A 12,208-nucleotide genomic window follows, 5' to 3' on the forward strand; every position below is an offset into this window, starting at 1 on the left:
GATGCACAAAAATATTCTGATTATTTGCATATTAAAGGATATTGCCAAACTAGAGAATATTTAAATAATCATGAACTAGGAAAAAAAGCCGATAAAACATTTGACCATCAAAAATTTCTGCTAAATGTTTATGAAGTTTATGATAATAAAAATTTACATAAAACTTTTGGAGCTAAATTATTAGAAATGTTTATTCCGTCAAAGGAAAACAATAATTCTAAATGGCAGGATGGTGTTATTGAAAATCATAATGATAAAGCAAAAATGCTATTATCATTTTGTAAAACCGGAGCATTAAACGAAAAAGAACTGCAAAAGGACCTTAAAGAATATGTAATTATTGCAGCTACTAGTCGTAATAATACGTTAAAAGCCGATACAAACTCATTGAAAGCTTTGCTGCATACATTAAATGATCCTGCCGCTTCAAGTAAAATAAAAGATAGTTTCATTGAGGTGCTTGGAATAGATAAAAATAAAGATGCAAGATTTGACAAGACTAAAACCTTTGATGAAAATATTGCTAAGTTTAAATTTACTAAACAAGATTTAGAAAGCTTTATAACTAAAAGTAAAAGCGAAGCACCAAAAATTCAAAACAAACATGAGGTAGCTAGCAGCCAGAGGAGTAGGGGGTGATTAGGTGTTTTTATGTCATTCCCGTTCCCTATGTCATTCCTGCGAAAGCAGGAATCTAAAAAAAGCATAAATACAGTAAATTTTTGAAATTAAAAGCGGAGGTTATCTCGCTTTATGATGGATTCCTGCTTTCGCAGGAATGACATAAAACGAGCCATGCAACAACGCCCTTCGCTCCTCGCAATGACGGTTACTAAAAAATGAACATAAGTAAATTTAAACTAGTTGTTTTTGATGAAATAGATAGTACAAGTTCTGAAGCTATGAGAATTGCTAAGAATGGTAAAGTCGAGTCAAATTATGTCGTGCTTGCCAAATCTCAAACTAATGGACGTGGTAGAAGCGGTAAAAACTGGCGATCTAATTCCGGTAATTTACATACAAGTTTACTAATAAAGCCTGATAAAGAGATAGAATTACTACCGCAATTATCTTTTGTTGTAGCACTTGCCGTTTATGATACTATGTCATCCCGTGGCTTGACCACGGGATCCAAAAAAATAGATCCAGTGACGGGGCCACGGGATGACAATGTGAAGCTAAAATGGCCGAATGATGTATTAATTAACGGTCAGAAAATTGCCGGTATACTTCTTGAATCCGTTAAAGTAGAAAATAATTATTACATTATTATCGGTATCGGCATTAATATTATCTATCACCCTGATAATATCGACCAGCCTACTACTAGCTTAATAAGCGAAAATCTACCGCCTATAGAGCCGCAAGCTTTACTTGAAAAATTAATAGAGAATTTTGAAAAATACTATCAAATTTGGGGTAATAACGGTTTTTCTTTTATTAGAGAAAAATGGTTAGAACATGCCTATAAGTTACATGAAAATATTACCGTTAAGCATCAAAATGATATAGTAACCGGTCTTTTTAAAGATATCGATAATACCGGCAGAATAATATTACAACTACCTTCCAAAAAAATAATCTCTTTTTCTACTGCCGAACTTTCCTTTTAGCAAAAATATTACTAAATTTAAATTATTGGTTTAACTATTGTTAACCATTACTTAAGCTCTAATTTAACAAGGTAATAAATATATGCCCCAAGAGAATAACGATTCAAGTTATGTGTCTCAAGCGTTTTTACAAAATGCATACGAGCAATTAAAGGAATTTAAAAATCTTTCTTCTGATAATATTCGTACTTTAACACAGGATTTCTTAAAAATTGAAAAAGCTTTTAAATGTGCATTATTTACCGGTAATAATAACGCATCTGAAGGTTTAGTAGAACTATATGACGAAGTAATAAAAAAATACCTGATTATGAACTTCAAAATATAAATATAACACAATTTAGAGATATTATGGTCTTAGTCGGAAGAGAACTTGAGAATGAAAAATGTATAAATACTTCCTTATTGTCAGGAGATATTAATGCAAAATTTTTAAAACCAAGTGTTGTTACTCACGTAAAAGCTATTGAAATATGTCAAAAGCAAAATAGTAACAATCCTTTCGCGGTTAATGAGGATAAAATTATTAAAGAGTTTAATCTTACTCTTAATAACTTCCCATATATATATGTACCAGAAAACTATTCTAAAGACGGAGATGAGGTAATAACCTCAGGAGATAGTTCGTGTAATATATTATAGGGATATGGATTATGAAAGAAACTACTGTTAAAAATTTACAAATTGTAACACTAACCCCTGAATATTTATATGAAGAAGGTATAAAATATTATAATCAAGCCTCATCATTAAAAGAAAAAAATGAACAACAAGAAATATATATAAAATCTATATTATATTTCCAAGGGGCGATGATTTTAGGCAGTAAAGATGCTTGTGAATTCTTAAAAAATCTTATAACAAAAAAAATAATTTTGAAATTAATGCACCGGATTTAAGTAATTTAATAACTATTGTTCAAAAATATTACATAGAAAATTTAAAGCTAGATAATATTTCTGAGTTCTCAAAATCTACTAATATTACTCTTGTAGCAAACGCTCAAATTATTATAAATACAAAAATAGAATATCTTAATAATACGACTCCTGAATGTTTAGTTCTTAATAATATAAAATGTATGATTGAAGCTATTAATAAGAAAGTTTTACCTAAATATAGATTAATTGCCGATGAAATTGATTTTGAATGTAGAAAAAATCCAATGGAATTTACTAATCTAGAGATTCGGGAATCTATACATCAAAATTCAGAAAATGCCAAGAAATTTGAAAGCGAACAAGTTATGCATATAAAAGTGCCTGAATATCAATATATAAAAAGCTTTCATAATGATGACACGGATATAAAATGTAATAAAATAGATGACTATGACCTAATCAATGCAGCAACAAACTGCACCATATCTTAAAAAAATAAAGGGATAAAAATAATGATGAATAACCAAGATAAAAAATTAACTTCTGATGAAATGTTTAGAGAAGCACAACAACAATATTTAGATGACATCAACCGACCGCTTATTCGATCAGCAAATAATGAATTAATAATAACCGCTAAAAATATAGAGATTATAAGTGGATTATATCAACAATTAAAAGAAGTATTCTTTTGCGGTCAAAGCGGTGCAGCCTATTATTTATCTCAATTTTACTATAACGGCTGGTCAGTTGAAAAAGATGATATTAAGGGAGATTTTATTCTTTCAATAGGAAAAAAAATGCGGTGATCAACATTGTATGGTTTCGGATTATAAAAGTGATAATCCTTTACCAGAAAAACTTAGAATTTTGGCTGTAAAATGTACTGAAGTTATTTTAATTTCTAGCTCAAAATATAAATCAGAAATAACCGACACAATAAAAAAGGAAGCTGAATCTGCTATTATTGAATGTATAAAAGATACTGAAATAAAAGACATATTTGGTATTATAGATAATATGTCACAAAACGAATCTAATACTCCGGAACTATTAACGCAGGCTGATACATCGTTAGAATTAAGTGGACCATTAGATAAGCTTAAAAAAAATGATAGTTTAAGCGTGTTAGTGCTGCTTTCTAAAGTAAATGAACAGACAAAATATAATAATACTGATAATAAAGAACCTCCTCCCTTAATCACGCCTACTATGCTTGCTCAATTTCAGCAAACAGAATTTAATACCACACAACAAACAGAAGCTCTTGTGTTAGGTGAAGGTACAGAAAAAAATAATAATTGCTTTGTCAAATGTTTAATTCTATAAAAAACAATAAAATCTTTTATTTATCACCGGTAAATCAATTGCTTAAAGAAGGTTTAAGGCAACAGGAAATGTTTTTTGCCTTTCAAAATAAGTGGCCTTCCTATGCTAAAAAAGCAATTAATTTGCTATTTGAGAATGCAGTAGAAAATTTTACCTGTGCTATGCTGCTTGGTGAAGAAGAGGCAATATTGCCTCTATCTCAGCTCTATTATAGCGGTACTATTTACGATATTTTACCGGATTTAGTTTTTGGTGATTATATTATCTTGATAGGTCAAAAACTTGGATATAAATCATGCCAAAATACTCCTTTAAGAATCATTACTAATACTAAGTGTTTAGAAAATCAGCTAGATAGTCTTGCTATTACTATCACTTCTAATATGTTATTTTATTATCCTAATTTTAAATACGTAGGTGATGATATTAAAAAAAATTATAAACGATTGCAATGAGCAATTTGATAAAACATGGCATTTTTGTAAATTTGAATATTCTTATTCAACATTATTATCTTTTGAAATGCCGGAAGAAGAAACAGAAAAACTTGAAGAAGTACCTTTAATAGACTCAAACTCTACTGATAATAGTAAATGTTTGATATGTTAATTGTTACTCTTGTCATCCTAGCTAACTTGATCGCGGGATCCAGTCTTTTTAAATTTTTTTATGGATCCCGTGGTCAAGCCACGGGATGACACTATATTTTTCGATCCATAAACCCCCCCTCTTAGTGCTAGCATTTTTTCAGTTATATTATCTTAATGCACCCCGTTATCAAGTCAGAGGGTGACAACGGAAAATAGGTAATAAATATATGAAAAAAATAATCTACAGCAATCAAACTTTCGACAATATGGAAATAAAGTCCGTAACCGATAATGAGGTAGCAATTATCGGCTATGCGAGTGTTTATAACCTTAAAGATCATCATAATGATACTCTTGTTAAAGGAGCTTTTGCAAATGCTTCTCACCATAACGTAAAATTTCTTTGGCAACATGATAGTAAAAAACCTATCGGAATTATTACGCACCTTGCCGAAGATGATCACGGTTTAAAAATGGAAGCGGTGATAAATAATAAGGTCAAAGCAGGGGTAGAGGCGATAGAGCTTATAAAGCAAGGAGCAATAGACGGATTATCTATCGGCTTTTATATAAAAAACTCTGTTTATAATGATGCAAGGCAAAGAGTAATTACCGAAGCAGAGCTTTTAGAGATAAGTATTGTTACTTTTCCTGCTAATCAAAGTGCTAAAATTTTATATATTACTAAAAGTCAAGATGTAGAATATCAAGGTAAAATCAATGAGTTAGAAGAAAAAGTGTATAATATACAAAATATTCTCGAAAGACCGACTAGTATCAATATAGAAGATCAGGAACAAAAAAACTCTTTTATTAATTACGTACGTAAAGGCGAAGATAATGGGCTTATGCAAAAATCATCTTTGAATAGTAGTACGGAAGCAGGAGGCGTTTTAATATTACAGACTTTATATAACAGTATCATTACCGAAATAAATGCTAGATCCCCAATGAGAGGACTAGCTTCAATTGAAACGATTTCTACAAATGCACTAGATATAATAAGCGAGGATGGCAAATTTAGCAGTGGCTGGATTGGTGAGGTAGAAGCAAGGGAAGAAACTCCAGCAGCAAAATTAAAGCAGCAAAGAATTTTCGTTCATGAGTTATACGCACAACCTAAAGCTAGCCAGGCATTACTTGATGATGCGACTATCAGAGTCGAAAATTGGTTAGGTGAAAGATTGCGTGATAGCTTCGTTAAAATGGAAAATAATGCGTTTATAAACGGTGACGGCATAAAAAAACCTAGAGGTATTTTATCGTCTGATCATGATAAAATCGAGAAAGTTAAAATGGGTAATAAAATCACCGCCGATGGGGTTCTTGATTTTATCAATTCGCTTAAAGAAGAATATTTAGCGAATGCAACTTTGCTAATGAATCGTATTACCTTATCGGAAGTACAGAAGCTTAAAGATAATCAAGGACGTTTTATTTGGCAGCAATCTTTATCAGATTCCTTTAAGCAAACTATATTTGGAGTACCGGTAGTTTGTAGCTCCGATATGCCGCCTATAGATAAAAAGGGAAATGCTATAGCGATAGGTGACTTTAAAGCAGGTTATAAAATAGTAGATAGAAGCGGTATTAATATTATGCGTGATCCTTATACCGAAAAGCCTTTTGTTAAATTCTATGCCGTAAAAAGAGTAGGGGGTGATGTGGTAAACCAGGAAGCTATTAAGATTGGTGTGTTTGGTTAATACTTTGTCTTCGTCATTGCGAGCGACCGTAGGGAGCGTGGCAATCTCATGAAATAATAACAAACTCCTGAGATTGCTTCGTCAATTGCTATGCAATTTCCTCGCAATGACGCCTAATGATTCAAGAGGTTACCTATGTTCAAAAAAATAATTTTCAAATTATAAAAACATTTCCGCAAGAAGTGTGGAGTTTAGAGCAGGTGAAAAATTATATGCGGGTGGAAGCAAGTTATGATGACGATTTAATAGTCGGATTAATTGATGCTGCAATAACTGCGGCAGAGAATTTTACTAAGCTAAATTTTATCTCAAAACAAATAAAATTTATTTGTAATATCTCAGGAAAAGGGAAGTTTTCATTAAAATATAATCCTATATTTAAAATATTAAAAATAACAAAAAAATTTAAAAATCGAGAAAATGATTTAACGGCGGATGATTATATGATTGAGCAGGATATTTTTACTCTAAATAAGGCATTAAATAATGAAGAGCTGACGGTAGAATATATAAGCGGTTACGATAAAAACAATATCCCGCATGCTATAAAACACGGAATAATGCTACATATAGCCGAGATGTATGATCGTCAAGCTACAAATTGTATTGGTCTGTCAAAAGAGGTGAAAAATTTATATTTGCCTTATAGACATATACAAATATGAGGTAAAAACATGCAAAAAACAATCGTGAAAAATTTTCAGCATCAAATTAAGTTTTTAGAAAATATTGCAGGAGAGGGAATGGAGGAAGATAGATGGGTAGAAAAATTGACAAGTTATGCTGAAATTAAACCGCTATGTGACAGTAAATTTCTTGCTTTAGAAAAAATAAACTTTGGACATATAATAACGGAAGGATATTTTTTATTTAGAATAAGATTTATAAAAAATATCACTACTAAAATGCGTATTTTATTTAAAGAGCGAGAATTTGAAATTAAACGAACCATTAACGTTGAAGAAAAGAGTAAATTTTTAAATATAATAGCGTTGGAAATATATGTATCATGATTTTATCTATAATTTTCAGCTAAGTTTGTATAAATTACTTATAAACGATAATGAAATAAAAACTAAAATTAATAAAATATATTTTTCCGTTGTCCAAGATGCAAAATGTCCGTTCTTACTTGTTAACATATTGAATGTTAATAATATATCGACTAATGTACAAAATATAATGCAGCTGGAATTTGAAATATGCATCTTTACTAATGATAAAAATCGTAATATTGCTCTAAGTCTTGCTAGTAAAATAAGTGATAAAATAGAACATCACTCATTTGAAAATGTTGCAGGGATAAAAGCAAATAAAATAGAGTTTCAAACTAGCAAAGATTTAGTCAGTACAAAACTGGTAATGAATTATCAGACGTTGTTGAAAGGCTCTCTCTGTCATACCGTGGCTTGACCACGGTATCCAGGAAAATTTAAAAAGACTAGACCCCGTGGTCAAGCCACGGGGTGACATTTAAAGCAAAAAATAGGAGTATAAAATGCATTTAATTGAAGGATTAGATATAAGTAGTTTGTTAAAATCTTGCAATAAATTTGAGGAGTTTCGTAAACATTTAGATACTGAGCAGAATAAAGCAGGTAGTATTCAAGCTTTTGAATTTTGTTATGAAGCGGCTTGGAAGACAATGAAACGTTTTTGCGAGAAAGCAGGTAAAACACCTTATACTTTAAAAGAAATATTTCGAGAAGCCGCTATTAGCGGTTTAATTTCTGATCCAAAAAAGTGGTTTAAATTTATTGAAGTAAGAGAATTTGCATTTCACACATATGAAGAAGAAAATGCTGAAAAAGTTATAGCAATTTTTGATGATTTTGCTGATGCTTTAAGTGATCTTGTAAAGAATTTAGAAAAACAATGTCATTCCCGCGAAAGCGGGAATCCAGCATAAAGCGAGATAAATCGAGCTTTTAATTTTAAAAATTTGCTGTATTTGTGTTTATTTTTCTTGGATTCCCGCCTACGCGGGAATGACATCACACATGTAATTTTAGGTATCTTATGAATTTTCACGATATACGCATGCCGGAATTTATTAAAAGTTTTGCCGTTGGAAAGCCGGAATTTTCCACTTCTCATGCTATAACTAAATCAGGTAGAGAAGCAAGACATTTAGATCGCAACTATGGCTGTCAAAAATATTTGATAAAAAACGCAAGGTTAAGTAATACGGAATTTGAGCAATTTAATAGCTTTTTTAAAGCAAGACGTGGAAGTAACTTTGTTTTTAGGTTTAGGGATTATGCGGATTATAAAGGAATTAGCGAAATTATTGCTAAAGGTGACGGTAATTTAAATAAATTTCAGTTAAAAAAGATATATAGCGATGCTATTGCTCCTTATGAACGAGTGATTACCAAACCTGTTAATAATAACGTAACGACTATGGGTATAATTGATTACAATGACGGCACTATAACACTTCCGAATTCTTTAGGACAAGATGCAACTTTAGCTGCTGATTTTACTTTTGACGTAGCTGTTAGATTTAGCATAGATAGCTTTGAATATTCATATTGCAGTGATGGTTCTATAGCGTTATCCGATATAGAATTAATTGAGGTGACTATATGAGTATTACCATTGAAGAAGTAATTACAAGGCTCACGAATTTTGTTTATTGTTTCCAAATTAAGCTAGCAAGTGGTGAGGAATTAAATTTAACAAATAGCGATCATATTATAAAAAATGAAGATATAGTTTTTTTACCGAATTCAGGTTTAGATTTAAAAGAAGCGGAATTTAACGATTCTGCACAAAATCATATAATTATTGAAGGTATTTTTGAAGAGAAAGGCATTACGACGGCGATGGATTTAAATAATGCTATTGTTAAACTAATAATATATAGTGAAGGTGTTTTTGAGCATTTTATCACATATTATTGCACTTTATATACAAAATATGACTTAAGTTTTAAAATACATTTAAAACCTGAAACGGTAAAATATAATCAAACCGTAATTAATCGATATAGTAAAACCTGTAGAGTGGCTTTCGGAGATAGTAAATGTAAAATAGATAAAAATTTATATAGCGGGATATATAAGGTTAAAGAAATACTCAAAGAAAGTTTAAGAATACTAGATTTAGATAAAGAAAACGGCTATTATAACGGCGGTCAAATTATATTCGGTGACAATCGTTTTAGCAGTAAAGTTCTAAGTAATTTCGGCGATTTGATTATATTAGAGGATATTATACCAGATTATGCTAAAGATGCCGAGGAAGTAAAAATTACTGCCGGATGTGATAAAAATTTTATAACCTGTTGCAATAAATTTAATAATGCTATAAATTTTAGGGGCGAACCGCTGATACCAAAAAAAGATTTTATAAATTTAGTATAATCAATGAAACAAAATTTTATAAAACTAGTATATGCAGAGCTAAAGAATATAATAAATATGAAAAGCTCCAAACAACAGCAAAAAAAAGAAACGCAATTAATTGATTATTTTAAAATAGTTGAAAGTAATATATTGTATACATTTCAAAAAATAAAAAAGGAATATGAAAGAGACTAAACGTTTTTTTAACAAAAATAATAGATTAAATAAAGGTTATGCTAAGACTTTTAGTGTAAACGAGTCTGATAATAATTTTTACCGTAAAAAATTTGAACATATATTACCGCCAATTGATTTAATCAGTGAGTATGAGAATATTTATCCCGGTACTTTACAAGAATTAATGAATATGGCGCAAAAAGAACAAGCTCATAAACATGCTATAGATCTAAAAAACTTGAAAACGCAGGAAAGAATCGCTAAATTAACACGAATCTGTTTATTAATATTTGGAATTTGCCTCGTAGTTTCAATTTTTTTTAAAACTTTCTAAATAAAATTAAAGATAAAATATTTTATTTACTTGTAATTTTAAATAAAATAAGTTAAATGCAATATATATTTATTTATAAACATAATACGGAGAAATTTTATTTCTAAAAATAATTTTCCTAAGGCTAATAGAGAAATCAGAGCTAGAGAAGTTCGTCTAGTAGGCGAAAACGGTGAAATGCACGGCGTCGTAAATATTAGAGAAGCACTTGACATGGCTGACAAAGCCGGTCTTGATTTAGTCGAAATATCACCGAATGCCGAACCTCCTGTATGTAAAATCTTAGATTTCGGTAAGTTTAAGTATGAAAGCAAAAAGCGTTTGCATGAGGCACGCAAAAAGCAAAAAATCGTCGTACTTAAAGAAATGAAATTTAAACCTAATATTAGTATAGGTGATTTTGAAACTAAACTAAGAAAAATAAAAGAATTTTTAAAAGACGACGATAAAGTAAAAATTTCTTTATGGTTTAAAGGTAGAGAGATTCTTCATAAAGAAGTCGGGCAAGAATTATTTAAACGTATAGAAGTAGCGTTAGAAGGACTCGTTAAAATCGATCAGCATGCTAAAATGGAAGGTAAGCAGATGATAATGATAGTTAGCCCTGATATTAAGGTGCAATAACGTCATTGCGAGGAGCGAAGGGCGTTGTTGCATGGCTCGTTTATGTCATTCCCGCGTAGGCGGGAATCCAAAAAAAATTATAAATACAGCAAATTTTTGAAATTAAAAGCTCGACTTATCTCGCTTTATACTGGATTCCTGCTTTCGCAGGAATGACATAAATTACCGTTAAATAACAACCAATAAAATAACAAATCTAAATATATTATGCCGATTAAAATTTTAATGCCTGCTTTATCTCCAACTATGACTGAAGGAAATCTAGCTAGGTGGTTAAAAAAAGAGGGGGATAAAGTTAATCCTGGGGAAGTAATTGCCGAAATTGAAACCGATAAAGCAACGATGGAAGTAGAGGCAGTAGACGAGGGAATACTTGCCAAAATAGTTATCCCGCAAAATAGCCAAAATGTACCTGTTAACTCTTTAATTGCCGTGTTAAGCGAAGAGGGAGAAGACATAGCCAATATTGATGCGTTCATTGCAAAAAATAGTAGTGTATCACTATCACCAAAAGCAGATGCTAACCTTCCAAAATCCTCCGAGAATATAGCTGTACAACACTCTAATATAGAACAGCAGTTAGCAGTTACAAATCATGATAAAAGTAAAATATTCGCCTCACCTCTTGCGAAAAGACTTGCAAAAATGGGGAATATTAAGCTTGAGAGCGTAAAAGGTAGCGGACCGCACGGTAGAATAGTCAAACAAGATATCTTATCATATACTCCTAGCACTGTTCATAATAAAATAGTTAGTAGAAATCCTGAAGAATATCGTTTAGTACCGAATAATAACATCCGCAAGATTATAGCCAAGCGTCTGCTTGAATCTAAACAAACAGTTCCACATTTTTATTTATCTATAGAATGTAATGTTGATAAATTGTTAGATATGAGAGAAGATATCAATAAATCTTTTGCAGAAGATAAATCATCAAGAATATCAGTTAACGATTTTATTATTTTAGCAGTAGCCAAAGCTCTGCAAGAAGCGCCAAGTGCTAATGCTAGTTGGGGGGAAGATGCGATTAGATATTACAATAATGTTGACATTTCAGTAGCGGTAGCAATTGAAAATGGGCTTGTTACGCCGATAGTTAAAAATGCTAATCAAAAAAATATTATAGAGCTATCCCGTGAGATGAAAGAATTAATAAAGAAAGCAAAAGATAATAAATTAACCCCTGAAGAGTTTCAAGGCGGAGGGTTTACCATTTCTAACCTCGGTATGTATGGAATTAAGAATTTCAATGCTATAATTAACCCGCCGCAAAGCTGTATAATGGGCGTCGGTAGCAGCTCAAAACGCACTATAATCAAGAATGATCAAATAAGTATAGCAACAATTATGGACGTAACTCTTTCTGCCGATCACCGAGTAGTGGACGGAGCTGTCGGTGCTGAATTTTTAGCAGCATTTAAGAAGTTTATAGAGAGTCCCGCTTTGATGTTAATATAAGTCGTCATTGCGAGCAGCCGTAGGCTTCGTGGATCGGTAAAATCTACTGTGTCACCCCGTGGCTTAACCACGGGGTCCATAAAAGCAATAAAAAATACTAATATTATTAATTTTAAGTTGGATCCCGCGATCAAGTCGCGGGATGA

The 12,208-nt window shown here is 31.3% G+C and carries 18 protein-coding genes and 3 pseudogenes; all 21 read left to right on the plus strand.

The features are described from left to right. Positions 1-639, plus strand: a pseudogene (locus tag AC1Z7D_RS03215) (esterase); the annotation flags it as partial. 200 nt (positions 640-839) lie between these two features. Beyond that, complete coding sequence (locus tag AC1Z7D_RS03220) at positions 840-1,613, plus strand: biotin--[acetyl-CoA-carboxylase] ligase (protein WP_482601913.1); 774 nt, start codon at positions 840-842, stop codon at positions 1,611-1,613. 82 nt (positions 1,614-1,695) lie between these two features. Beyond that, complete coding sequence (locus AC1Z7D_RS03225; RefSeq protein ID WP_482601915.1) at positions 1,696-1,941, plus strand: hypothetical protein; 246 nt, start codon at positions 1,696-1,698, stop codon at positions 1,939-1,941. A gap of 23 nt (positions 1,942-1,964) precedes the next feature. Beyond that, the gene (locus AC1Z7D_RS03230) at positions 1,965-2,255 is read left to right on the plus strand and encodes a hypothetical protein (protein WP_482601917.1); all 291 of its coding nucleotides are present in this window, start codon (positions 1,965-1,967) and stop codon (positions 2,253-2,255) included. Between the two features lie 11 nt (positions 2,256-2,266). Further along, a complete protein-coding gene (locus AC1Z7D_RS03235; protein ID WP_482601919.1) occupies positions 2,267-2,512 on the plus strand; it encodes a hypothetical protein in 246 nt (81 codons plus the stop codon). Between the two features lie 182 nt (positions 2,513-2,694). Then, positions 2,695-2,985: a hypothetical protein gene (locus tag AC1Z7D_RS03240; RefSeq protein WP_482601921.1), complete on the plus strand. Its 291-nt coding sequence runs from the start codon at positions 2,695-2,697 to the stop codon at positions 2,983-2,985. A gap of 21 nt (positions 2,986-3,006) precedes the next feature. Further along, positions 3,007-3,303, plus strand: a complete 297-nt coding sequence (locus AC1Z7D_RS03245; protein ID WP_482601923.1) for a hypothetical protein — start codon at positions 3,007-3,009, stop codon at positions 3,301-3,303. 10 nt (positions 3,304-3,313) lie between these two features. Beyond that, positions 3,314-3,823 carry a hypothetical protein gene (locus AC1Z7D_RS03250; RefSeq protein WP_482601925.1) on the plus strand — a complete coding sequence of 170 codons (510 nt, stop codon included), beginning with the start codon at positions 3,314-3,316 and terminating at the stop codon, positions 3,821-3,823. Next, positions 3,808-4,278 carry a hypothetical protein gene (locus AC1Z7D_RS03255; RefSeq protein ID WP_482601927.1) on the plus strand — a complete coding sequence of 157 codons (471 nt, stop codon included), beginning with the start codon at positions 3,808-3,810 and terminating at the stop codon, positions 4,276-4,278. Before AC1Z7D_RS03250 ends, AC1Z7D_RS03255 begins: the two co-directional genes overlap by 16 nt. Next, positions 4,244-4,432, plus strand: coding sequence for a hypothetical protein (locus AC1Z7D_RS03260; RefSeq protein WP_482601929.1), 189 nt, complete (start codon positions 4,244-4,246; stop codon positions 4,430-4,432). The genes AC1Z7D_RS03255 and AC1Z7D_RS03260 overlap by 35 nt, the downstream gene beginning before the upstream one ends. Before the next feature lie 208 nt (positions 4,433-4,640). Beyond that, on the plus strand, positions 4,641-6,119 hold the full coding sequence (locus AC1Z7D_RS03265; RefSeq protein ID WP_482601931.1) for a phage major capsid protein: 1,479 nt from the start codon (positions 4,641-4,643) through the stop codon (positions 6,117-6,119). A 116-nt stretch (positions 6,120-6,235) separates the two neighbouring features. Then, positions 6,236-6,784: a head-tail connector protein gene (locus AC1Z7D_RS03270; protein ID WP_482601933.1), complete on the plus strand. Its 549-nt coding sequence runs from the start codon at positions 6,236-6,238 to the stop codon at positions 6,782-6,784. 9 nt (positions 6,785-6,793) lie between these two features. Further along, positions 6,794-7,132 (plus strand): phage head closure protein, encoded by a 339-nt coding sequence (locus tag AC1Z7D_RS03275; protein WP_482601935.1) that lies wholly within the window; start codon positions 6,794-6,796, stop codon positions 7,130-7,132. Beyond that, positions 7,122-7,532 (plus strand): hypothetical protein, encoded by a 411-nt coding sequence (locus AC1Z7D_RS03280; RefSeq protein ID WP_482601937.1) that lies wholly within the window; start codon positions 7,122-7,124, stop codon positions 7,530-7,532. Before AC1Z7D_RS03275 ends, AC1Z7D_RS03280 begins: the two co-directional genes overlap by 11 nt. Before the next feature lie 85 nt (positions 7,533-7,617). Then, on the plus strand, positions 7,618-8,028 hold the full coding sequence (locus tag AC1Z7D_RS03285) for an HI0074 family nucleotidyltransferase substrate-binding subunit (protein ID WP_482601939.1): 411 nt from the start codon (positions 7,618-7,620) through the stop codon (positions 8,026-8,028). A 110-nt stretch (positions 8,029-8,138) separates the two neighbouring features. Next, entirely contained in the window at positions 8,139-8,711 is a 573-nt protein-coding gene (locus AC1Z7D_RS03290; RefSeq protein WP_482601941.1) for a phage distal tail protein, Rcc01695 family, read from the plus strand. Beyond that, positions 8,708-9,100: pseudogene (locus AC1Z7D_RS03295) on the plus strand (baseplate hub domain-containing protein); the annotation flags it as partial. The gene AC1Z7D_RS03290 and the pseudogene AC1Z7D_RS03295, both read left to right, overlap by 4 nt. Before the next feature lie 12 nt (positions 9,101-9,112). Beyond that, a pseudogene (locus AC1Z7D_RS03300) lies at positions 9,113-9,487 on the plus strand (phage BR0599 family protein); the annotation flags it as partial. Positions 9,488-9,650: 163 nt separating this feature from the next. Further along, positions 9,651-9,980 (plus strand): DUF2335 domain-containing protein, encoded by a 330-nt coding sequence (locus tag AC1Z7D_RS03305; RefSeq protein WP_482601943.1) that lies wholly within the window; start codon positions 9,651-9,653, stop codon positions 9,978-9,980. A 135-nt stretch (positions 9,981-10,115) separates the two neighbouring features. Continuing rightward, positions 10,116-10,604 (plus strand): translation initiation factor IF-3, encoded by a 489-nt coding sequence (gene infC, locus AC1Z7D_RS03310; protein ID WP_482601947.1) that lies wholly within the window; start codon positions 10,116-10,118, stop codon positions 10,602-10,604. A 207-nt stretch (positions 10,605-10,811) separates the two neighbouring features. Beyond that, positions 10,812-12,062, plus strand: a complete 1,251-nt coding sequence (locus AC1Z7D_RS03315) for a pyruvate dehydrogenase complex dihydrolipoamide acetyltransferase (RefSeq protein ID WP_482601945.1) — start codon at positions 10,812-10,814, stop codon at positions 12,060-12,062. Positions 12,063-12,208: the final 146 nt, after the last annotated feature.

Source organism: Rickettsia sp. (assembly GCF_965035265.1).

Coding starts and splice junctions, on each gene's coding strand:
- AC1Z7D_RS03240 (WP_482601921.1), top strand. CDS start 2,695: ATGATTGAAGCTATTAATAAGAAAGTTTTACCTAAATATAGATTAATT.
- AC1Z7D_RS03285 (WP_482601939.1), top strand. CDS start 7,618: ATGCATTTAATTGAAGGATTAGATATAAGTAGTTTGTTAAAATCTTGC.
- AC1Z7D_RS03305 (WP_482601943.1), top strand. CDS start 9,651: ATGAAAGAGACTAAACGTTTTTTTAACAAAAATAATAGATTAAATAAA.
- AC1Z7D_RS03230 (WP_482601917.1), top strand. CDS start 1,965: ATGGTCTTAGTCGGAAGAGAACTTGAGAATGAAAAATGTATAAATACT.
- AC1Z7D_RS03290 (WP_482601941.1), top strand. CDS start 8,139: ATGAATTTTCACGATATACGCATGCCGGAATTTATTAAAAGTTTTGCC.
- AC1Z7D_RS03315 (WP_482601945.1), top strand. CDS start 10,812: ATGCCGATTAAAATTTTAATGCCTGCTTTATCTCCAACTATGACTGAA.
- AC1Z7D_RS03250 (WP_482601925.1), top strand. CDS start 3,314: ATGGTTTCGGATTATAAAAGTGATAATCCTTTACCAGAAAAACTTAGA.
- AC1Z7D_RS03275 (WP_482601935.1), top strand. CDS start 6,794: ATGCAAAAAACAATCGTGAAAAATTTTCAGCATCAAATTAAGTTTTTA.
- AC1Z7D_RS03265 (WP_482601931.1), top strand. CDS start 4,641: ATGAAAAAAATAATCTACAGCAATCAAACTTTCGACAATATGGAAATA.
- AC1Z7D_RS03260 (WP_482601929.1), top strand. CDS start 4,244: ATGATATTAAAAAAAATTATAAACGATTGCAATGAGCAATTTGATAAA.
- AC1Z7D_RS03280 (WP_482601937.1), top strand. CDS start 7,122: ATGTATCATGATTTTATCTATAATTTTCAGCTAAGTTTGTATAAATTA.
- AC1Z7D_RS03270 (WP_482601933.1), top strand. CDS start 6,236: ATGATTCAAGAGGTTACCTATGTTCAAAAAAATAATTTTCAAATTATA.
- AC1Z7D_RS03245 (WP_482601923.1), top strand. CDS start 3,007: ATGATGAATAACCAAGATAAAAAATTAACTTCTGATGAAATGTTTAGA.
- AC1Z7D_RS03255 (WP_482601927.1), top strand. CDS start 3,808: ATGTTTAATTCTATAAAAAACAATAAAATCTTTTATTTATCACCGGTA.
- AC1Z7D_RS03225 (WP_482601915.1), top strand. CDS start 1,696: ATGCCCCAAGAGAATAACGATTCAAGTTATGTGTCTCAAGCGTTTTTA.
- AC1Z7D_RS03220 (WP_482601913.1), top strand. CDS start 840: ATGAACATAAGTAAATTTAAACTAGTTGTTTTTGATGAAATAGATAGT.
- AC1Z7D_RS03235 (WP_482601919.1), top strand. CDS start 2,267: ATGAAAGAAACTACTGTTAAAAATTTACAAATTGTAACACTAACCCCT.